At 69.9% G+C, this 19235-nt stretch carries 21 protein-coding genes; 8 read left to right on the forward strand and 13 right to left on the reverse strand.

What is annotated here, in order from left to right; all coding sequences use genetic code 11:
- Positions 1-282: 282 nt before the first annotated feature.
- The 3 genes from ispF to ACWD6R_RS35735 form a co-directional block, all read right to left on the reverse strand.
- Complete coding sequence (gene ispF, locus ACWD6R_RS35725) at positions 283-780, reverse strand: 2-C-methyl-D-erythritol 2,4-cyclodiphosphate synthase (protein WP_393302516.1); 498 nt, start codon at positions 778-780, stop codon at positions 283-285.
- Complete coding sequence (gene ispD, locus ACWD6R_RS35730) at positions 770-1516, reverse strand: 2-C-methyl-D-erythritol 4-phosphate cytidylyltransferase (RefSeq protein WP_451822550.1); 747 nt, start codon at positions 1514-1516, stop codon at positions 770-772. The genes ispF and ispD overlap by 11 nt, the downstream gene beginning before the upstream one ends.
- A gap of 290 nt (positions 1517-1806) precedes the next feature.
- Positions 1807-2289, reverse strand: a complete 483-nt coding sequence (locus ACWD6R_RS35735; protein ID WP_006380568.1) for a CarD family transcriptional regulator — start codon at positions 2287-2289, stop codon at positions 1807-1809.
- A 639-nt stretch (positions 2290-2928) separates the two neighbouring features.
- On the opposite strand from ACWD6R_RS35735, the gene ACWD6R_RS35740 reads away from it, so the two are divergent.
- Complete coding sequence (locus ACWD6R_RS35740) at positions 2929-3573, forward strand: DUF461 domain-containing protein (RefSeq protein ID WP_451822551.1); 645 nt, start codon at positions 2929-2931, stop codon at positions 3571-3573.
- 93 nt (positions 3574-3666) lie between these two features.
- Here the strand turns inward: ACWD6R_RS35740 and ACWD6R_RS35745 are convergent, their stop codons facing one another.
- Positions 3667-4347: a response regulator transcription factor gene (locus tag ACWD6R_RS35745; protein WP_030977814.1), complete on the reverse strand. Its 681-nt coding sequence runs from the start codon at positions 4345-4347 to the stop codon at positions 3667-3669.
- A complete protein-coding gene (locus ACWD6R_RS35750; protein WP_451822552.1) occupies positions 4344-5618 on the reverse strand; it encodes a sensor histidine kinase in 1275 nt (424 codons plus the stop codon). Before ACWD6R_RS35750 ends, ACWD6R_RS35745 begins: the two co-directional genes overlap by 4 nt.
- A gap of 196 nt (positions 5619-5814) precedes the next feature.
- On the opposite strand from ACWD6R_RS35750, the gene phoU reads away from it, so the two are divergent.
- Positions 5815-6492, forward strand: coding sequence for a phosphate signaling complex protein PhoU (phoU, locus tag ACWD6R_RS35755; RefSeq protein ID WP_358860341.1), 678 nt, complete (start codon positions 5815-5817; stop codon positions 6490-6492).
- A 472-nt stretch (positions 6493-6964) separates the two neighbouring features.
- Here the strand turns inward: phoU and ACWD6R_RS35760 are convergent, their stop codons facing one another.
- The gene (locus tag ACWD6R_RS35760; protein WP_451822553.1) at positions 6965-8272 is read right to left on the reverse strand and encodes an MDR family MFS transporter; all 1308 of its coding nucleotides are present in this window, start codon (positions 8270-8272) and stop codon (positions 6965-6967) included.
- Positions 8273-8478: 206 nt separating this feature from the next.
- Here ACWD6R_RS35760 and ACWD6R_RS35765 point away from each other — a divergent pair, with 206 nt between their 5' ends.
- The gene (locus ACWD6R_RS35765; protein WP_451822554.1) at positions 8479-9237 is read left to right on the forward strand and encodes a phosphoglyceromutase; all 759 of its coding nucleotides are present in this window, start codon (positions 8479-8481) and stop codon (positions 9235-9237) included.
- A 2-nt stretch (positions 9238-9239) separates the two neighbouring features.
- Here ACWD6R_RS35765 and ACWD6R_RS35770 read toward each other — a convergent pair whose 3' ends face one another.
- Positions 9240-9635, reverse strand: coding sequence for a hypothetical protein (locus ACWD6R_RS35770; RefSeq protein ID WP_451822555.1), 396 nt, complete (start codon positions 9633-9635; stop codon positions 9240-9242).
- 180 nt (positions 9636-9815) lie between these two features.
- Here ACWD6R_RS35770 and ACWD6R_RS35775 point away from each other — a divergent pair, with 180 nt between their 5' ends.
- Together ACWD6R_RS35775 and ACWD6R_RS35780 are read left to right on the forward strand one after the other, a co-directional pair.
- Entirely contained in the window at positions 9816-10064 is a 249-nt protein-coding gene (locus tag ACWD6R_RS35775; RefSeq protein ID WP_376339204.1) for a hypothetical protein, read from the forward strand.
- On the forward strand, positions 10061-10303 hold the full coding sequence (locus tag ACWD6R_RS35780) for a hypothetical protein (RefSeq protein ID WP_451822556.1): 243 nt from the start codon (positions 10061-10063) through the stop codon (positions 10301-10303). Before ACWD6R_RS35775 ends, ACWD6R_RS35780 begins: the two co-directional genes overlap by 4 nt.
- A 12-nt stretch (positions 10304-10315) precedes the next feature.
- Here the strand turns inward: ACWD6R_RS35780 and ACWD6R_RS35785 are convergent, their stop codons facing one another.
- The 3 genes from ACWD6R_RS35785 to mshA all read right to left on the reverse strand — a co-directional run bounded on the left by ACWD6R_RS35785 (position 10316) and on the right by mshA (position 13380).
- Positions 10316-11104 carry a hypothetical protein gene (locus ACWD6R_RS35785; RefSeq protein ID WP_451822557.1) on the reverse strand — a complete coding sequence of 263 codons (789 nt, stop codon included), beginning with the start codon at positions 11102-11104 and terminating at the stop codon, positions 10316-10318.
- Between the two features lie 334 nt (positions 11105-11438).
- Positions 11439-11948: a YbjN domain-containing protein gene (locus ACWD6R_RS35790; protein ID WP_451822558.1), complete on the reverse strand. Its 510-nt coding sequence runs from the start codon at positions 11946-11948 to the stop codon at positions 11439-11441.
- A gap of 79 nt (positions 11949-12027) precedes the next feature.
- Positions 12028-13380 carry a D-inositol-3-phosphate glycosyltransferase gene (mshA, locus tag ACWD6R_RS35795; protein ID WP_451822559.1) on the reverse strand — a complete coding sequence of 451 codons (1353 nt, stop codon included), beginning with the start codon at positions 13378-13380 and terminating at the stop codon, positions 12028-12030.
- Between the two features lie 192 nt (positions 13381-13572).
- Between mshA and ACWD6R_RS35800 the strand changes: the two genes are divergently transcribed.
- From ACWD6R_RS35800 to ACWD6R_RS35810, 3 genes are all read left to right on the forward strand, one after another.
- Positions 13573-14358 (forward strand): class I SAM-dependent methyltransferase, encoded by a 786-nt coding sequence (locus tag ACWD6R_RS35800; RefSeq protein WP_451822560.1) that lies wholly within the window; start codon positions 13573-13575, stop codon positions 14356-14358.
- Between the two features lie 215 nt (positions 14359-14573).
- The gene (locus ACWD6R_RS35805) at positions 14574-15635 is read left to right on the forward strand and encodes a C40 family peptidase (protein WP_451822561.1); all 1062 of its coding nucleotides are present in this window, start codon (positions 14574-14576) and stop codon (positions 15633-15635) included.
- 328 nt (positions 15636-15963) lie between these two features.
- Positions 15964-17304 carry a PP2C family protein-serine/threonine phosphatase gene (locus ACWD6R_RS35810; RefSeq protein ID WP_451822562.1) on the forward strand — a complete coding sequence of 447 codons (1341 nt, stop codon included), beginning with the start codon at positions 15964-15966 and terminating at the stop codon, positions 17302-17304.
- Here the strand turns inward: ACWD6R_RS35810 and ACWD6R_RS35815 are convergent.
- From ACWD6R_RS35815 to ACWD6R_RS35825, 3 genes are all read right to left on the reverse strand, one after another.
- Positions 17286-17621: a DUF2516 family protein gene (locus ACWD6R_RS35815; RefSeq protein WP_266983191.1), complete on the reverse strand. Its 336-nt coding sequence runs from the start codon at positions 17619-17621 to the stop codon at positions 17286-17288. The genes ACWD6R_RS35810 and ACWD6R_RS35815 overlap by 19 nt on opposite strands.
- A 113-nt stretch (positions 17622-17734) precedes the next feature.
- Positions 17735-18376: a hypothetical protein gene (locus ACWD6R_RS35820; protein WP_451822563.1), complete on the reverse strand. Its 642-nt coding sequence runs from the start codon at positions 18374-18376 to the stop codon at positions 17735-17737.
- A 27-nt stretch (positions 18377-18403) separates the two neighbouring features.
- Positions 18404-18844 carry a helix-turn-helix domain-containing protein gene (locus tag ACWD6R_RS35825; RefSeq protein WP_451822564.1) on the reverse strand — a complete coding sequence of 147 codons (441 nt, stop codon included), beginning with the start codon at positions 18842-18844 and terminating at the stop codon, positions 18404-18406.
- Between the last annotated feature and the right edge of the window lie 391 nt (positions 18845-19235).

A 19235-nucleotide genomic window follows, 5' to 3' on the forward strand; every position in this document is an offset into this window, starting at 1 on the left:
ACCACCGGGCAGGCGGCCCGCACCCACGGGGCACGGCGCCGAAAATCAAGCCCGTCGAGGGGGTCCCCCCATGCCCTTAAGGCTATGGGGGAGATTGAGGACGGAACCCCGCACCCCGGACCGGGGCACCGCACCACGGACCGCCACCGCACTGCGGGCGGGACGCCCACGGGGCACGGCGCCGAAAATCCAGCCCGTCCGGCGATTGAGGACGGAACCCCCCGCCCCCGGACCGGGGCATCGCACCACACGACGCCCCCGCCCCGCCCGGGGGCACCGCGGTCAGCCCACCCGGTAGACCAGCGCCGTCGCGAGCCCCGCGAGCCCCTCCGCACGGCCGGTGAATCCGAGCCCGTCCGATGTGGCGGCCGAGAGCGAGACCGGGGCGCCCACCGCTGCCGACAGCACCTTCTGCGCCTCGTCGCGCCGCTTGCCGATCTTCGGTCGTACGCCGATGACCTGTACGGCGACGTTCCCGATCTCGAACCCGGCGGCCCGTACGATCCGCGCCGCCTCGGTCAGCAGCGTGACGCCCGCGGCGCCGGACCACTCGGGGCGCCCTGTCCCGAAGTGCTGTCCGAGGTCGCCGAGCCCTGCGGCCGAGAACAGCGCGTTGCAGGCGGCGTGCGCCACGACGTCGGCGTCGGAGTGGCCGGCGAGACCGGGGCCCTCGTCCTCCCAGAGCAGGCCCGCGCACCACAGCTCGCGGCCCTCCTCGAAGGCGTGGATGTCCGTGCCGATGCCGACCTGCGGAATCACCGGCGCGTGCTCAGAACCCATCGTTCGCCCTCCTGCGTGCGAGAACCGCCTCGGCCAGCACCAGGTCGAGCGGCCGGGTCACCTTGAATGCCTCTTCGTGCCCGGGTACGACCACGACGGGCGCCCCGAGCTGTTCGACCATGCCTGCGTCGTCGGTGGCGCCCTCGCCGTCGACGGCGGCGGTCTCGTGGGCGCGGACCAGGGTGTCCCGGTCGAAGCCCTGCGGGGTCTGCACGGCGCGCAGCCTGGCCCGTACGGGCGTGCCGAGCACGGGCTCCGGGTCGCCGGGCGCGCCGGGTTCGACCTCCTTGACGGTGTCGGCGAGCGGCAGCGCGGGGACGACGGCGGGTGCACCGTCGCGTACGGCCTCGATCACCGCGTCCACGGTGTCGACCGGCACCAGCGGGCGTGCCGCGTCATGGACGAGGACGGCGGAGATGTCCTCGGGGAGCGCGGCGAGGCCGAGGCTGACCGATTCCTGGCGGGTGTCACCGCCCGGCACGACGAGGTAGTCGGTGTGCTCGGGCAGGGCGTGTTCGTCCAGCAGGTTCTTGACCTCGGGCGCGCTGTCCGGCGGGGCCACGACGACGACGAGGGAGACGGACCGGGACGCCGCCATGGCCCGTACCGCATGGATGAGCATGGGCGTGCCGCTCAGCGCACGGAGCGCCTTGGGGGCGCCCGGGCCGAGCCGTACGCCTCGGCCGGCGGCGGGAATCACCGCGGCGGTGCGGTACGGACGCGATTGATCAGACATCGGTTGCACTCCGAAGCATCAGCATGTTTGTTTCCACGGCCGACATGGGTATGGCCACAAGCGAGCCGGGCGCGACGCCTTGACTTGACCGGGACCCTTTCCGTGACGCCTGGTCGAGTTCGGGCAAGCCGCAGCGGCTGCTCGGGGTCGGCTTTACACGATCGCGAGCAAAGTATCGATGGGGCAGCCGGATCCGGATCCGGACATGCCGCAGCGCCCGACGACACACCGTGAATACGGCTGGTCAGCGGGCACCGCGGCACATTTATTTACGACCGGTGAGATCCGGGTCAGGACGCGAGGACCTCGTCGAGCAAAGCCTCGGCCTTGTCTTCGTTCGTGTTCTCCGCGAGAGCGAGCTCACTCACCAAGATCTGGCGAGCCTTGGCGAGCATGCGCTTCTCACCTGCGGAGAGTCCGCGCTCACGCTCACGACGCCACAGGTCGCGAACGACTTCGGCGACCTTGATGACATCGCCGGAGGCGAGCTTCTCCAGATTTGCCTTGTAGCGCCGGGACCAGTTCGTCGGCTCTTCGGCGTACGGTGCGCGCAGCACCTCGAAGACCCGGTCCAGGCCCTCCTGCCCGACTACGTCGCGCACGCCCACGAACTCCGCATTGTCCGCCGGGACACGAACCGTCAAGTCACCCTGGGCGACCTTGAGCACCAAGTAGGTCTTGTCCACGCCTTTGATCTGGCGAGTTTCGATAGCCTCAATCAGCGCGGCCCCGTGATGGGGATAGACCACGGTGTCGCCAACCTTGAACGTCATGTGACAGGTACCCCTTCCGTGGCTATCAAGAGTAACACGAGAACAGCTTCTCCTGAATGGCGTTTTCGCAGGTCAGGGCATATCTCGGGGCTTGACAACAGCAACGCGAACGTGCTGCGGAAGGGATCGGGAGGGCGGTATTCGCAGGTCGGAGCGGCTGTACGGGTGGGGTGAAACACGTGCGCCACACACGCGCGAACCTCCTCCGAAGTGACTGAACGTCCCGGTTTGCCGGATTCCAGATGGTGAACTTTCCGTACTCCGTTCGGAGATCGATCACCCGTACGGACGTAAGATCGACCGGCAATTGGGGGGCGGCCTGAGTACCGATGGTCAATGGAATTGATCAACGGCAGGGGTCGCGGAGATTATGTGCACGGAATGCGTCACGGTCCCAGGAATTGATCAAGCCTGTTATGTGAACAGCACACGAATCGCGGGGGCGGGGCGGCATGCCGGCGGATCGGGGGCCCGACTGCGGACACGGCTCGTGATGCCCGGGGGCGGTAGGGGCGGGTCGGGTGCGGGGCAGGGACGACGGCTCGGTAACCTAAGCCCGCTGACACAGCCTTAGGGCGGCTTTACGCCGCTCGCCCCTCCCGTCCGTGAAGTCCGTACGTTCAAGGAGTTGCCGCAGCCGTGAGCCGCAGCCTTCGACGCGGCGCCCTTGCCGCCACTGCCATCGTGATCTCGATCGGTGCACTTTCCGCGTGTGGTGCCGGCAATGACGCGCAGACGCTCGAAATCAAGCCGGACAGCGCTGCCACCACCATCGGTGACATCCGCATCCAGAACGCGAACGTCATCACCCAGCCCGAGCGCAACGCCGCGGGTCCGGCCGTCGTCACCGCGACGCTGTTCAACAACGGTGTCGCACGGCAGACGCTGGACGCGATCACCCTGCCCGGCACCGGCGCGACGGTGCAGCTGCACGCCGCCAAGGGTGCGGGACCGATCGTCGTCCCGGCCGGGGGCAAGGTCGTCCTCGGCGGCAGGGGCAATGCCGCCGCCGTGATCGAGAACGGCCGCGAGGCCACGCAGAACGGCAACGTGCAGTCGGTCGTCTTCAAGTTCAGCAGGACCGGCGACGTCCCGCTCGGCGTGTTCGTCGTCCCGGCCACCAGCTACTTCACGGGCTTCGGCCCGAGCTCGCTGCCGGTGGTGCCGTCCGAGACGCCCGCGACGACGCCGTCCGGGTCCGCGCCGTCGGGCAGCCCGTCCGAGTCGGCGAGCGGCGCGGCGGGCCCGACGGACGCCGCGTCGGCTTCCCAGTCGGCCGGCTGACGTCCGCGGATACGCACGACGGAGGCGCCTCCCGAGCGGGAGGCGCCTCCGTCGTATGTGCTCCGCCCGGCCGCCTGCCGTACGGGCCCGGGTTTACGGCTCGAACTTGTAGCCCAGGCCGCGCACCGTCACCAGGAAGCGCGGCGCCCCCGGGTCGGGCTCGATCTTGGCCCGCAGGCGCTTGACGTGGACATCGAGGGTCTTGGTGTCGCCCACGTAGTCCGCGCCCCAGACGCGGTCGATCAGCTGCATCCGGGTCAGCACCCGGCCCGCGTTGCGCAGCAGCATCTCCAGCAGGTCGAACTCCTTGAGCGGGAGGTCGACCTTGCCGCCGGAGACCGTGACGACGTGGCGGTCCACGTCCATCCGGACCGGGCCCGCCTCCAGGGCGGCCGGGGTGACCTCCTCCGGCTCCCCGCGGCGCCGCAGCACCGCGCGGATGCGGGCGACGAGCTCCCGCGAGGAGAACGGCTTGGTCACGTAGTCGTCGGCTCCTATTTCCAGGCCGACGACCTTGTCGATCTCGCTGTCCTTGGCCGTGACCATGATCACGGGGACGTTGGACCTGCTGCGCAGCTGGCGGCAGACCTCGGTGCCGGGCAGGCCCGGCAGCATCAGGTCGAGAAGGACGAGGTCGGCGCCGTTGCGCTCGAACTCGTCGAGCCCGTCGGGGCCCGTGGCCGCGATCGCGACCTCGAAGCCTTCCTTGCGGAGCATGTAGGACAGGGCGTCGCTGAAGGATTCCTCATCCTCGACGACAAGCACTCGGGTCACGGAAGGACCTCCGGGGCAGGAAATGGTTCGAGAATGTCGGGGTCGGCGGCCCGATAGGTCCCGTCGTCACCGTTGACGATGAGCGGTCCGCCCGATGTGCGGTCTCGGTCCCGTACGGAGCCCGCTTCGGGCAGCCGCAGGGTAAAGGTGGAGCCCTGTCCCTCCGAGCTCCAGACCGTGACCTCCCCGCCGTGCGAGGCGGCCACATGTTTGACGATGGCGAGGCCGAGACCGGTGCCACCGGTGGCCCGTGAGCGGGCCGGGTCGACGCGGTAGAAGCGTTCGAAGACCCGCTCGCGGTCCTTCTCCGAGATGCCGATGCCCTGGTCGGTCACGGCTATCTCGATCTGGTCCCCGCCCGGTACGGCCAGGCGCCTCGCGGCGATGCCGACGCGGGTGCGGGCGGGGCTGTAGTTGACGGCGTTCTCCACGAGATTGCCGAGCGCCGCGGCGAGCTGGCCGCGGTTGCCCCAGATCCGGAGCTCCGCGGTGCCGCCGGCGGCCATGGTGATCTGTTTCGCCCCGGCCTGCTGCCGGCAGCGGTCGATGGCCTCGGCGACCAGTTCGTCGACCCGGACCGGCTCGGCGTCCTCCAGCGGGTCGTCGTTCTGCACCCGGGAGAGGTCGATGAGTTCCTGTACGAGGTTGGTCAGCCGGGTCGCCTCGATCTGCATCCGGCCCGCGAACCGCTCGACCGCCTCCGGGTCGTCGGACGCGTCCATGACGGCTTCGGAGAGCAGCGAGAGCGCTCCCACCGGGGTCTTCAGCTCATGGCTGACGTTGGCGACGAAGTCGCGTCGTACCGCTTCGATACGGCGGGCCTCGGTGAGGTCCTCGACCAGCAGGAGCACCAGCCGGGAGCCCAGCGGGGCGACCCGTGCCGAGACTGCGAGAGCCTCGCCCCGGCCCGTTCCGCGCCGGGGGAGGTCCAGCTCGACCTGCCGTATCTCACCGTCCCGGCGGGTGTCCCTGGCCATGTGCAGCATCGGTTCGACGGCCAGCCGGCCGCCCCTGACCAGTCCCAGCGCATACGCGGCGGAGCTGGCCTTGACGACACTGTCGCTCTCGTCGAGCACGACCGCGGAGGAGGAGAGCACGGAGAGCACCGTGTCGACCCCGGGGGGCAGTGCACCGTTGCTGTCGGGCCGCAGGGACGTGCGCGTGGGTCTCTTCAGGTCGCGCTCGCTCCAGCGGAACGCCAGCATGGCGATCACACCGGTACACAGCCCGGCGATCGCTGCAACTGCGGCGACCGCCGCGTTCACGTCCATGCATCCAGGTTAAGCGGGTGCGGCAGCGCTCTCCCAGCCATCCGAGGGCGTACTCGAACACTCGTCGCCCAGAGTTCACTGAGGAGCAAGGGCTGGTTCACTTGGTCGGCCGGATCCGGACGCGTACGCCCCACAGGGTGAGAGCGTGGGGTTCAGATCTGGCCCCGGCCTTAGTGAGGACTGGAGAGGGACTTCCATGCGCGACGCTTACCACGAGGAACTCGACTCGATCGGAGAGGGCCTGGTCGAGATGGCCCGGCTCGTCGGGTCGGCGATCGGCCGGGCGACGACGTCCATGCTCGACGCCGACCTCAAGCTCGCGGAGAGCGTGATAGCCGCGGACCAGAAGGTCGACGACCTCCAGCACGACCTGGAGGCGCGGGCGATCGCCCTCCTCGCGCGCCAGCAGCCCGTGGCGACCGATCTGCGGATCGTGGTCACGTCACTGCGGATGAGTGCCGACCTGGAGCGCTCGGGCGACCTGGCCCAGCACGTGGCCAAGCTGGCCCGGCTGCGCTTCCCGCAGTCGGCGGTGCCGAACGACCTGCACGCCACCATTCTGGAGATGGGGCAGCTGGCGCAGCGCCTGATGGCCAAGGCCGCCGAGGTGATCATCACGAAGGACGTCGACCTGGCGCTCCAGCTGGAGCAGGACGACGACGAGATGGACCTGCTGCACCGCACGCTGTTCCAGCACCTGATGGACGACCGCTGGAAGCACGGCATCGAGACCGCCGTCGACGTGACGCTGCTCGGCCGTTACTACGAGCGCTTCGCCGACCACGCGGTGTCGGTCGCCAAGCGGGTCGTCTATCTGGTGACGGGTGAACACGCGGACGACATCCAGAATGCGGCGTCGGTAGAGGGCGCGTAAACGGGTAAGCGGACGGCACGTTTTGCGCGGGTGTGCCTTGGATGCGCCGTCTGTGCGCCGTTGATGGGGCAGCCGGAGTGGGCATGAATGGAGTGGGGCGGCAGGCGGTACGCCTGGTGGTTCGCCCCGGTCGTACGTCGCTGTCGGACGTACGGCCCTGTCGTACGCCTGGATGTACGTCCTTGAGGAGGAACGATGGCCGACTCCCCCACGACCGACCCGCAGCAGGAGACACCCGCTGAAGTGGTCCATCTGACGGTGCTCGGTGCCTGTGGCTGCGGATCAGGCTGCGGGTGCGGCTGCCAGTCGGGCGCCCCGTGCCAGTGCGGCGGCTGACTGCGGCTGACCGGACGTCACCGGACCGGCGCCCCCTGCGGGGCGCCGGTCCGGTGACGTTTCGGGCAGTGCCGTTTCGGGCGGTGACGGGCTCCGGGGCGCGGGGGGCGGCAGTGCACCCGCCGCCCACCCCCCGTCAGACCGCTCGCTCCACCACACCCTGCGGGGCACCCGAGGCCGCGTCCGGCTCGGCCTCCGCAGCCGTCACCGCCACCACCTCGGTCACCTTCTCCTCCGCCGGAAGCCCGCGCATGAGCACCCAGTACCCGAGCGCCGCGACCGTCCCCAGCACCCCGCACATCCCCCACAGCCACGTCGCCCCGTAGTGGTCGATCACCAGACCGGACATCAGCGGAGCGACCAGCGCGGCCGCCGACCACGACAGCGTGTACATGCCCTGGTAGCGGCCCCGGCCGTGGGCCGGGGAGAGGCGGACGACCAGGCTGCTCTGGACCGGTGCGTTGATGATCTCGCCGACCGTCCAGACACAGATCGTCAGCGCGTACACGGCGACCGACCCGGCGAACGCGGTCAGCGCGAATCCGTACCCCGCCAGCAACGACGACACGACCAGCAGCCGGCGCGGGTCGCGGTGCTGGATGAAGCGGGTGGCGGGGATCTGGAGCGCCACAATCAGCACACCGTTGACGGCGATCGCGGTGCCGAAGTCGGAGCTGGAGAGCCCGTCCGTACCCATCGCCACCGGCAGCCCCACGTACCCCTGCTGGAAGATCAGCGCGACCACGAACGACAGTCCGACGACGCTCATGAAGCGGCCGTCGCGCAGCACGGTGGAGAGCCGGACCTCGGACTCGGCCGCCCCGCCCTTCGCCATTCTCGGTGTCCGCTCCGGCCGGGACTCCGGCACCTTCAGGAAGACGACGACCGCGCAGAACAGCGTCATCGCGGCCTCGGCCATGAACCCGGCCCGATAGCTGTACTCGGCGATGAACCCCGCGCCCACGGACGACACCGCGAAGCCCAGGTTGATCGCCCAGTAGTTCAACGAGAACGCCCGCACCCGGTCCTCGGGCCGGACGATGTCGGCCATCATCGCCTGCACGGCGGGCCGGGACGCGTTGCTCGTCATGCCGACGAGGAACGCGACCGCGGCGATTGCGGCCGGATGGACCATGAACCCGAGCAACGCGACCGACGCGGCGGTCGAACTCTGCGCGATCAGCATCGTGGGCCGCCGCCCGAGCCGGTCCGTCATCACCCCCGCGCCGAGCGAGGAGACGACCCCGCCGAGCCCGTGCAGCGCGACGACCAGCCCCGCGTACGAGGCGGAGTAGCCCCGGTCCAGAGTCAGGTAGAGGACCATGAAGGTGGCGACGAACGCCCCGAGGCGGTTGACCAGAGTGCTGGTCCACAGCCACCAGAACTCCTTGGGGAGACCGGACACGGTCTCGCGTGCGGCCCGTCTGAGACCGGCGACAGACATAACGGTTCCCCCCGGGGACGTACGGAACGGGTTCGAGCGGTAAGTGGCCCGATAGCTATCAGCACATTACGAAGCCCTGCTTCCGGACCGCCACTCGTTTGACGGCTGCCGTCAATCGAAGCCGCCCCACCCGCCACTCCCCCGCCACCTGTCCGCCCTGTGACCGGCTGCGCGACGCCCGCACGGGTTCGATTACGCTCGGACTCATGGCCGACGCACCGTACAAGCTGATCCTCCTCCGCCACGGCGAGAGCGAATGGAACGCGAAGAACCTGTTCACCGGTTGGGTGGACGTGAACCTCACCGAGAAGGGCGAGAAGGAGGCAGTCCGCGGCGGCGAGCTGCTCAAGGACGCCGGTCTGCTCCCCGATGTCCTGCACACCTCCCTCCAGAAGCGCGCCATCCGCACCGCACAGCTCGCGCTGGAATCCGCCGACCGCCACTGGATCCCGGTCCACCGCTCCTGGCGCCTGAACGAGCGCCACTACGGCGCCCTGCAGGGCAAGGACAAGGCGCAGACCCTGGCCGAGTTCGGCGAGGAGCAGTTCATGCTCTGGCGCCGCTCGTACGACACCCCGCCGCCCGTCCTCGAGGACGGCGCCGAGTTCTCGCAGAGCGACGACCCGCGCTACGCGTCGATCCCGAGCGAGCTGCGTCCGCGCACCGAGTGCCTCAAGGACGTCGTCGAGCGCATGCTGCCGTACTGGTACGACGGCATCGTCCCGGACCTGCTGGCCGGCCGCACGGTCCTGGTCGCCGCCCACGGCAACAGCCTCCGCGGCCTGGTCAAGCACCTCGACGGCATCTCGGACGCCGACATCACGGGACTGAACATCCCGACCGGCATCCCGCTCGCCTACGAGCTGGACGCCGACTTCCGCCCGCTGACGCCGGGCGGCACGTACCTCGACCCGGACGCGGCGAAGGCCGCCATCGAGGCCGTGAAGAACCAGGGCAAGAAGTAGCTTCACACGTGATCAAGCCCCCTGCCTGCGGTTTCTCCGCCGCCAGGGGGCTTGTCGCTGTTCAGGGGTGAATCACTCACGGGAGCCAGACCGGTGACGGTCGGGACGTCGCAGTAGGTGTACTGGGTGGGGGCGAGCAGGACATCGCCGGTATCGGGGCCGAGCCGGTTCCCGCGTATGTCCTGGGGCACGATGTCGGGCCGGACCGGACCGACCGGCCGCAGGCCGTCGTGGTGGGGACCGTCGTGCGGGACGCCGCCGACGGGCCGGTGCGGTGGGACGGCACCGTTCCCGTGGGGTGCGTCGGGGCACCCGTCTTCGTCGGGATCCACCTCGACGGACCGCAGTTCAGACTGGTCTGTCTCGGCGTCGTCCTGCCGGGGGACGGCTCGCGGCATCCGGTCGCCACGTTCGACCGGATCCGGTCCGCCGTAGGGGAACTGCCCGAACCGTCGTCTCCCGCGGATTCCGACGACCCGGCATCGTCCCCCAAAAGATGGTGGCGGCACGCGAGGTGACGGTCCGTACCCACCGCCGTACTCTGTGGCGCAGCACGTTGGGCGATCGGGAGAACGGTCATGGGCGAGCCACTGAAGACCTTTGTCGGCGGCACCGAAGTCGACGTGCCCAACAGCATTCCGGACATCCGGGCCACGCTGCCCGAGGAGAGACGCGAGGAGTTCGACCGCGCCATCAACGGGGCCGGAGTGCACGAAATCCAGGCCGTGATGCGGCACTGGATGCTGGAGGCCGTGCCCGATCCCGAGGCCGAGCGGATCCTGGACCGGCTGGCGCGGGACGAGGCCGAGAGGCGGAGCGTCGCTTGAGCTTCCGTATCTCCTACGCTCCGCCCGCCGACGACACCCTGGCCAAGATGCGGGAAGGCGCCACCTTCCGGGACGAGATGGCGCGCACCCTGGGGAGCGACCCGTACGGGCACGGATCGTCCGCCGTCAAGAGTGAGCACGATCGGCGTGAGGCGACGGTCGCCGGGACCATCGTGCTCTATTACGTCTCCGGGTCCGTCCTCACCGTCACCGTGGTGCGGCTGGTCCCGCTTCCCTGACTCTTCCGCCGCTCAGGCGAGCTTTGCGAGCTGCGCGTCAACCACCGCGGTCGGCAGTTCGAAGTCCTGGCCCGTGCCGGAAGCGGCCAGGTTGAAAGCGCTGAACGACGCGACCGTTCCGCCCTGGCGTGCGACGACCAGCTTGAGCGGGGCCTTCTCGCCGTCCTGTTCCACCGTCAGCGTCCAGGCGGCGGCCTCCTCGCCGCCCGAGATCTTCTCCTCCTTGATCGTGACGACCTTCTGCTTCGTCCCGGCCGCGGTGAGGGTGAAGCCGCCGGAGCACGCGGTCGCCGCGGTACGCAGGCTCTCGACGGTGTCCTGAGCGCCCTTGCCTTCGTACGAGGCGAGGGACGTCAGCGTCGTCGTGATGTCGAAGGCGGCGGCGAAGGCCTCGCCCGTGTCCTCGCTGTCCAGCTTGTCCTTCTGGCCCTTCTTGGGCTCGCTGATCACCTTGCGCCGGTTGACCGCCGCGGGCGTGCCGAGCTCGGCGCCCATCAGCGCGTCGGCGAGAGGCTCACAGGCCTCCTTGTCCACAGTGACGTCGGAGGCCGAGACGACATCGGCCTTGCCCGTCTCGGCGACCTTGTGCCCCTTGACGTCACCCTGGACCAGCGCGACCTTGTCCAGCTCGGCTGCGGTCAGCGCCTTGGCAGCAGGCTGGGCCGCGGCGCTCTCCTTGCCCTTGCCGTCGGCGTCCTTGCTGCCGGAGCCGGAGTCTCCGCCACAGGCGGTGGCAAGCAGGGTCAGGGACATCGCGCAGGCGGCGGCAACGGCGGTACGGCGTATGGCAGTAGGTCTCATGGCCCAACCCTATGAGCGAACTACGGTTTGACGATCAACCAATTAGGGCACAGCACTTGATCGTGATTGCGTTGTGATCATCCCGTGAAGGGACTCTCTCCCATGCCGAGCCGAGCAGCCGTCCGGACCGTGCTCAATGCCGTCGGCGTCGGCGCGGACGACATCGCCGTCTGCCTCCCGCTCGCCGGCGGCGCGGGGATGAGCACCGTGCCACCGCCACGCTCTCCGGCAGCGGCGACGGCACAGTTGATTGCGGGGGCGGGGGCGGGGGCGGCGGCGGCGTCGGCGGAGCCGTCGGGTACGGCGCCGTGGTGCAGGACGTTGGCGAGGGAGGTCAGTTGGCGGGCCGCTGAGTCAGATGCGTGAACGCGTCCAGGTTCCGCGTGGACTCGCCGCGCGACACCCGCCACGTGTACTCCTTGCGGATCGCGCTCGCGAAGCCCAGCTCCAGCAACGTGTTGAAGGAGCCGTCGGCCGCTTCGAGGACCGTGCCGAGCAGCCGGTCCAGTTCCTCGGGTGTGACCACGGAGAGCGGCAGCCGGCCGACGAGGTAGATGTCGCCGAGCCGGTCGATCGCGTAACTCACGCCGAAGAGGCGGAGGTTGCGCTCCAGCAGCCAGCGGTGGACCGCCGCGTCGTTCTCGTCCGGGTGGCGGATGACGAAGGCGTTGAGGGAGAGCGAGTGCTTGCCGACGATGAGCGAGCAGGTGGTGGACAGCTTGCGGGTACCGGGAAGCTTCACCACGTAGGTACCGCGGTCGGAGCTCTCCCATTCGAGCCCGGCGTCCTTCAGCGTCGCCTCGATGACCTGCGCTGTTGCCGCTTCGGCGGATACGTCAGCCATGGGGTGAGCGTACGTGAGGTGTGGTGCGGGCGTACGTCGCCCCGGCGCGGGTGCGCGTCGGCCGTGGTGGGCGCGTACGTCAGACGTGGTGGACGCGGACGCGACGGCGGTGTTCGTGCATCGCCGCCGTGTATACGTCCGCGGTCGCGGACGCGGCCGTGTCCCAGCCGAAGCCCTGCGCATGCGCGGCCGCCGCCCCGCTCATCCGGGCGACGAGCTCCGGCGACTCGGCGAACCGGGCCAGCGCCTGTGCGTACGCCTCCGGGTCGTGCCCGGGGATCAGGAAACCGCTCGCCCCGTCCCGTACCGCCACCGGCAGCCCGCCCACGGCCGCCGCGACGACGGGGGTGCCCGCCGCCTGCGCCTCGAGGGCGACCAGGCCGAAGGACTCGCTGTACGAGGGCATGACCAGCACGGACGCCGCCCGGAACCAGTCGGCGAGCTGGTCCTGGCCGACCGGCGGGTGGAACCGCACGACATCGGCGATCCCCAGCCGCGCCGCCAGCTTCTGCAGCCCCTCCGGCTTGGCGAGCCCGCTGCCGCTGGGGCCGCCGACCACCGGAACGACGATCCGGGAACGGAGCGAGGGGTTCCGGTCCAGCAGCACGGCCACCGCGCGCAGCAGCACATCGGGAGCCTTCAGCGGCTGGATGCGGCCCGCGAAGAGCGGGATGAGGGCGTCCTGGGGCAGTCCGAGGCGGGCCCGGGCGGCGGCCCGCCCGTCGGCGGGGCGGAAGCGGTCGAGGTTGACCCCGGGGTGCACGACGGCGACCGCCGCCGGATCGGCCTCGTAGAAGCGGACGAGCTCGTCCGCCTCCTCCGCGGTGTTCGCGATCAGCCGGTTCGCGGCATTGACGATCTGCGTCTCACCGATGACCCGGGCGGCCGGCTCGGGGGTGTCGCCCTCGGCGAGCGCGGCGTTCTTCACCTTCGCCATGGTGTGCATGGCGTGGACGAGGGGAACGCCCCAGCGCTGCGCGGCGAGCCAGCCGACATGGCCGGAGAGCCAGTAGTGGGAGTGGACCAGGTCGTAGTAGCCGGGCCGCTGGCCGGCCCAGGCCTGCATCACACCATGCGTGAAGGCGCAGAGCTGGGCGGGCAGGTCCTCCTTGGCCAGACCTTCGTACGGTCCCGCGTCGACATGCCGGACCAGGACGCCGGGCGACAGCTCGACCGCCGGGGGCAGTGCGCCGGTGGTGGCCCGGGTGAAGATCTCCACCTCGATGCCGATCGCGGCGAGCCGCTCGGCCAGCTCCACGATGTAGACGTTCATGCCGCCCGCGTCGCCCGTGCCCGGCTGGTGCAGCGGGGACGTGTGGACGGAGAGCATCGCGACGCGGCGGGGTTTGCGGTGGCTTCCGGGAAAGGTGCCGGGGAACCTGAGGCGCGGCGCCATACGGCTGCTGCCGAGCCGAGAGACGTACTGGCTCACGTCGTCCGGTCCTCCTCGCTCAGGCATGACACCGAAGGGACACGGAGCCCCTTCGAAAGGGTGGAACAGTGGAATGCGCCCTTTCATTTCCGCTTTACCAAATCATTACGCTCGGCCACGGCGCGTCACCACGCCCGCCCGGACGAGACGGTCCTGCAGGTCGCCGCCCCAGGGATCGTTAGGCTCACTGTCATGCGCCCCATCGGCACCGCGACCCGCGGGACCACCAACCCGAACCGGCTCCGCCGCATGGACCGCTGGATCGCCGCCAAGCACGGTCCGGCCCTGCGCCGCTCCGACTCCCCCGTCGCCGTCGACCTCGGGTACGGGGCCGCGCCCTGGACCGCCGTGGAGCTGCTGCACCGCCTGCGCACCGCCGATCCGCGCACGGCGGTCGTCGGCATCGAGATCGACCCGGAGCGGGTCGCGGCGGCGAAACCGTACGAGGAAGAGGGGCTCACCTTCGTCCACGGCGGCTTCGAGATCCCGCTGGCCGGCCGCCCCACCCTCATCCGGGCGGCGAACGTGCTGCGCCAGTACGACGAGGGCGAGGTCGCCGCGGTCTGGCAGCGGCTCTGTGCCCGGCTCGCACCCGACGGGCTGCTGGTGGAGGGCACCTGCGACGAGATCGGGCGCCGCCATGTGTGGGTGGCGCTCGGCCCGGAGGGCCCGCGCACGGTCACGTTCGCGACCCGCCTCGGCTCCCTGGACCGCCCCTCCGATCTCGCGGAACGACTCCCCAAGGCGCTGATCCACCGCAATGTGCCGGGCGAACCGGTCCACGCGTTCCTGCGCGACTTCGACCGGGCGTGGGCCGCGGCGGCGCCGTACGCCTCACTGGGCGCGCGGCAGCGCTGGATCACCGCGGTGCGTTCACTTTCGGGCGACTGGCCGCTGACGGACGGGGTACGGCGGTGGCGGCAGGGTGAAGTCACGGTGAAATGGGCGGCGCTGCGGCCCGAGCCCGACAGTTTCTGAACGAGAGCGCTTCGAGGGACACCCGGGAACGCGGGCGGGGCGTCGTTCGTCCCAGACGAGGGGCGATCTCCGCGCGACCGGCATGACCCGTGCGGCCCGAGTGCCCGTCAGGGCAGGAGCTGTCTGCCTCTGTTGCTTTTCGGTACGGCATGGCACGATCTCGACGTCGCGAAAAGTTACTGACGGTAAATCAGATCCGTTCAGAGGGGGAGCTCGTGAACCGACGCCACTGTGCCGCTGCCGCGATCACGCTGGTCTGCACGCTGACCGTACTGACCGCGCCGGCCCAGGCATTCGCGGCGCCCGCACCACCCTCCCCCACCGCCTCTCCCGGGGCGCCGAAGAAGAGCCTCGAAGAGGTGCGCAAGGAGATAGACGCCCTCTACCGCAAGGCCGGGGCGGCCACCGATGCGTACAACCTCGCCGACGAGCAGGCCAAGAAGCAGTCCGGCGAGATCGTCGAACTGGCGGAGGCGATCGTCGAGGGACAGGCGAAGATCGCCGACCTCAAGAGCAAGGCGGGCGCCCAGGCCCGCGAGCAGTACCGGACCGGCGGGCTGCCGCCGGGCGCGCAACTGATGCTCAGCGACGACCCGCAGATGTTCATGGACGGCATCAACCGGGTCTGGCAGGGGCAGCAGGCAGCCAAGGGGGTCCTCGGTGAACTGACCAGGACCCAGGCGGACTTGGAGTTGTACACCAAGGACGCGAGCACCAACTGGAAGAAGCTCGAAGCCAACCGGATCAAGCAGGCCAAGGCCAAGAAGCAGATCAACGCGCAGATCGCCGCCGCGAAGAAGCTGGAATCACAGCTGGAGAAGGAGGAGCGGGCCCGCCTCCTCGAGCTGGAGCAGGAGGCGGAGTACCGGGCACAGACCGCCTGGCTCGGCTCCGGCGCCCTCAAGGAGATCAACCGCAAGGCGAGCGAGCGCGGCAAGCAGGCGGTGGCCTTCGCGACGTCGCAGATCGGCAAGCCGTACGAATGGGGGGCCGAAGGCCCGGGATCGTACGACTGCTCCGGGCTGACGTCCCAGGCGTGGGCGGCGGCGGGACGGCCGATCCCGCGCACCTCGCAGGAACAGTGGCGGCAGCTCCCGCACATCGCGATCAAGGACATGCGCCCCGGCGACCTGATCATCTACCACGGTGACGCCAGCCATGTGGGGATGTACATCGGCGACGGCGCGATCGTGCACGCACCGCGCCCGGGCCGGAATGTCACGCTGACGGGCGCGGGCTCGATGGAGATCCTCGGGGTGGTCCGCCCGGACAAGTGAGGGCCCCGCACCAGCCACCCGCGTCCAGTGACCCGGACCACGCAACCACGCGCCCGCACCCGGTGACCGGGACCATGCGCCCGCGCCGTGAGCCACGCCACCCCCGGCCCCGCCGCAGGGTGATGTTTGTCATGACTCCCCACCCGGTTCCGGGCGGGCCCATCGCGCCGGATCCGTGACGGGACGCGGCTTATGGCTCCGCATATGCCAGGGGTCGGTTGCCGTTCGCCATTCCGTTCGCCTGTCCGGTACCGCTATCGTCCCGGTCTGGCGGGTCGTCGATCGTCGTTCCGCCGCGCCCTCGGGGGGAGGGAAGGAAACCGAACCGATGCCCGTACCCGTACCGCAGCAGCGAGCCGTTCCCGCTGTGGAAACCACCCACGTCGCCGACCTCACCCTCCTGGTGATCGAGGACGACCCGGCGGGCACCTTCACCGTCCCCGAGCTCCCGGCCGCGGCAGGCACCCGGGTGCGCATCCGCACCGCCCGCAATCTGACCGAGGCGGGCCGGCTCCTCACGGACGACGTCGACTGCATCCTGCTGGACCTGGCTCTGCCGCCCAGCAGCGAGACACGCGCCGGCGAGGGCGCTGAGGGGCCTGCCGGGCTCGCCACCCTCAAGCACGTCCTGCGCATCGCACCGCGCCACGCCGTCCTCGCGCTCACCGCGGAGGACGACACCGAGCTGGCCGCCGAGGCGGTGCGTGTCGGCGCCCAGGACTATCTCTTCCGCGGCGAGCTCGACGGACGGCTGCTCACCCGCGCCATCCGCTACGCCGTCGAACGCAAGCGCGCCGACGTGGCGCAGCACCAGCTCACCGAGTCGAAGCTGCGCGCCCAGGAGAACGCCCGACTGGAACGCGGACTGCTGCCCACCCCCCTGCTCCAGGGGTCCGACCTCCGCTTCGCCGCCCGCTACCGCCCAGGGCGCAGCCGCGCACTGCTCGGCGGGGACTTCTACGACACGGTGCGTACGCCCGACGGCACCGTCCACGCGATGATCGGCGACGTCTGCGGCCACGGCCCGGACGAGGCGGCGCTCGGCGTCGAACTGCGCATAGCGTGGCGGGCATTGACGCTCGCCGGGCTCTGCGGGGACGAGCTGCTCTCCACGCTCCAGCAGGTCCTGGAGCACGAGCGGGAGAGCGAGGAGATCTTCGCGACGCTCTGCACCGTCGACATCACCCCCGACGGGCGCCATGCAGGTCTCTGCCTGGCGGGCCACCCCGCGCCGCTGATCGCCTGCCACGGGCGGGCGGCACAGCTGCTCCCGTACGAGAACGGCGGCCCGGCTCTGGGGCTGCTGCCGCGCGCCCGCTGGCCGCGCAGGCAGGTCGAACTGGGTGGCTCCTGGAGCCTGATGATGTACACGGACGGTCTGATCGAAGGCCGCGTCGGGGCGAACGAGACGCTGCGGCTCGGCCAGGACGGCATGGTTGCGATGATCAACCGTCAACTGGCGGAGGGGCTTACCGGAGAGGCGCTGCTGGAAGCCGCCGTGGCCGAGGTCCGGGAGCTGAACGGCGGCGAACTGACCGACGACGTGGCGGTCCTGCTGCTCGACCGCGACCGGAGCGGCAACCGGGGCCGCAGCCGGAGCACGTCGCGCCCCCGCCCCCGCCCCGGATCGGCGCCGTCACCCGCGAACGCTCAGCGCCCGCCGTTGTAGGGCCCGTACGGACCGTCGCTGCTGGAACCGCCGCGTCGGCCACCGCCGCCGGAGACCGCCTTGAGCGCGGGCCGTACGTCGACCATGAAGACGATCGATGCGACCGCGCCCGCGAGCTGCAGGAACAGCATCGGCACGAAGAGGTTCACGGCAACGGTGATGCCGAGAATGATCAGCCAGAAGGACTTCTTCTGCTTGTCCGCGGCACGGTACGCGTCCTCGCGGGCCGTCGCGGCCAGGAACAGTGCGACCACGGCCAGGACGAGCATGATCATGTAGAGCAGCCAGACGAGCGTGCTGAATCCTGTGAGCAACATGGTGTGCACCGCCTAATAAGTGGATGAGCGCCTCGCGGCCAAGGTACCGGGACAACGAGCCGGCCGCCCCGAAAGGTGCCCGCCCCGCGCCCCGGTACACACCGTCCGCAGTTCTACTTGGCGGTCGGCGGCGTGGTCTTCTTCGCCGCCGCGGGCTTGGGTGCGGGCGCCTCCACGGGCTTGCGCGCGGGCGTCTTCTTGGCGGGCGCGGCCGGCGTCCGGGTCTCCGCCTTGGCGGCGGGCTTCGGCTCGCTCTTCGCGGCGGGCTCCGTCTTCGGCTTCGGCTTCGGCTCGGACTCCCGCCGCGGCTCGACGACGACGGCGATCTCGACGATCTCCTCGGCGGTCTCGCCGCGCCATGTCCGCACCGTCTGCTCGCCGCGCTCGGCAACCTTCTCGTACGTCTCCCGGGCCCGTACCGCGTACTCCGCGGCCACTCCCAGGCTGCGCAGCGCCAGGTCCTGGGCCGACTCGCTGAGCTTCTTCAGATCGGTGTCGAGCGACCCGAGCACCTCGGAGACCTTGGCCTGCACGGTGGCCTGCGCCTCCCTGGCCTGCGTGGTCACCTTCTCCTGGACGGCCTTGGGGTCCGTGTTGCGCACGGCCTCGATCCGCTCGGGCGCCTCGGCCCGCAGCTGCTCGATCAGGGCCGGAACCTTCCGGGCCTGCTCGACGGCGAGGTCCGCCGTACCGGCGGCGAAGTAGAGGGGGGTCGGGTCGGTGAGGGTCTTACGCAGGTCATCGGTGATGGCCATGACTGTGGTCCTCCCGGATCATCAGACTCAGTGTGAGGGTGGTGAGGGCTTTGAAGCTGTATCGGCATCCGTGCCGTCCGCGCTGAGGCCGGATTCGTCACCGGGGTCCCGCGGGGCGGTCTCGAACCCGTTCTCCTTGCGGAAGGAGTCGTAGATCTGCAGCAGCACGTTCTTCTGCCGCTCGTTTATCGAGGGATCGGCCAGAATGACCGCCCGGGTCTCCAGCTCCTCCCGCTCCCGCTCGTCCAGAATCCCGGCCCGTACGTAGAGGGTCTCGGCGGAGATCCGCAGGGCCTTCGCGACTTGCTGCAGCACCTCGGCGCTCGGCTTGCGCAGCCCGCGTTCGATCTGGCTGAGATACGGATTGGACACTCCGGCGGCATCGGCGAGCTGCCGCAGCGACAGCTGCGCATTGCGACGCTGCTCGCGCAGGTACTCACCGAGATTGCCGACGTTGAGTGATGCCATGACTCGATAGTGCGCCATCACTGCTAACTATTGCAAGCACATGCTTGCAAAAGTGTTCCGCGCCACGTGCGGCCGATTGTGACTCGCAGCGATAACTGTCCGTTCTCAGTAGATGTGGCGAGTCCCAGTGGTTCTGGCAAACGACCTGGCGGAGTCCCGGTACGCCTGGCAGCTGGTGGTCCTGTCGCACTGAAGCTGCCGGATTCTCACGTGTGACGCTCCGAGCGGCTGTCCGCTCTCACTCCAGTGGCTGGTCAAGTGACCTGTCTCGCTGAAGGCGGGCCAATCTCGGTCTATCAGAGGGCGTTAAGTCCCTTTCCGAATGATCTGGTGTCGCTCGTTCGTGGGTAAGGACATCGTTCAGTCCCACTCCAGTGTCGTGTGCATGATG

It is taken from the genome of Streptomyces sp. NPDC005151 (genome assembly GCF_053599875.1).